Source organism: Agromyces mediolanus, from assembly GCF_044917495.1.
Lineage (GTDB): Bacteria > Actinomycetota > Actinomycetes > Actinomycetales > Microbacteriaceae > Agromyces > Agromyces mediolanus_B.
Map to the genome: position 1 here is coordinate 1 of NZ_JAVSSI010000026.1, position 1,004 is coordinate 1,004.

General features: G+C 70.6%; 1 protein-coding gene. It reads left to right on the forward strand.

What is annotated here, in order from left to right:
• Window positions 1-714 precede the first annotated feature (714 nt).
• Window positions 715-1,004 (forward strand): hypothetical protein (locus ROT00_RS18315; protein WP_404776470.1); only part of this gene is annotated, 290 nt, incomplete at its 3' end.

Below are 1,004 nucleotides of genomic sequence, written 5' to 3' on the forward strand. Positions count from 1 at the left end.
GTCCTATCTAGGTCGCTAACTCCCGTTCAGACCAGCCGGTGAGCTTGAGCCCCCCCAGGAGGCAGATAACCACCCCCGCGGCACTTAGCCGATGATATTACCGCCCCCCCGGGGCCCGGGCGGCGCGGTGCGGCGGCTCCGCGGCCCCCCCCGCCGAAGAAGCCGCCGGAGCGGTCGCAACAGTGTCCTGATGCATGTTTCCCCCGATGTGCCGCATTCGCGACGATTTCCCTTGCGCCGCAACGTACTCCTTCGCCAGCCGGACTGGTGTCCCCCTTTCGGAGGCCATGGGCTTCGCTCGGCACCGCAGTCGCTCCCGGCGAGCGGTGCGCTTCGCGCGCGGGCGTTCGCGCGCCCACGCACGCCAGCGCGGGGGCATGCGCGAGCGCCCGCGCGCCCTCGCGCGAGCGCGGGCCCGGATGCACGCGCGCGGGGAGATGAGCGATGCTCACCCCGTTCGGGGGGAATGGCGAGCTTTTTTCATCGAAGTCTTGAATCCGTCTCAGCTCCTGTGGCAGCGTGTGCGCCATCGACCGCAGCGATCGACACGCTGCGTCGGAAGGCGACGAAGCCGAGGGGAACGGCTTCGCCCACGGGGGAGGGAAAATGTCGCGCCTGCGTACACGTATGTCCGGGTTCGGGAAGGTTCGGCGGGGGGATGCCTCGTCGGGGTCTGGGCGGGCGGGGGTGGTGCGCGGGCTTGCCGCGGGCACCGTGGCTCTGCTCGTCGTCGGGGGTGGTGGTGCGCTGAGTGCGCAGGCCGCCCCGTCGGACCCGTCCCAAGCGTTGGGGCAGTTCTTGGGGGCGGATCTGCTGCAACTGCAGGCCGCGGATCTCGCGTACGCGTACGCCTCGGATCCGGGGGGTCCTGCGAGTGAGGCGGACCCGTTCGATCTCGCGGTGCTGCAAGCGTTGGGCCTCCAGCTCGACCTCATCGGCAACGGCCTGGTGCAGGTCCCGCTGCTGACCGACGGCACCGGGCCGGGCTTGTTGAACCTCGGCGA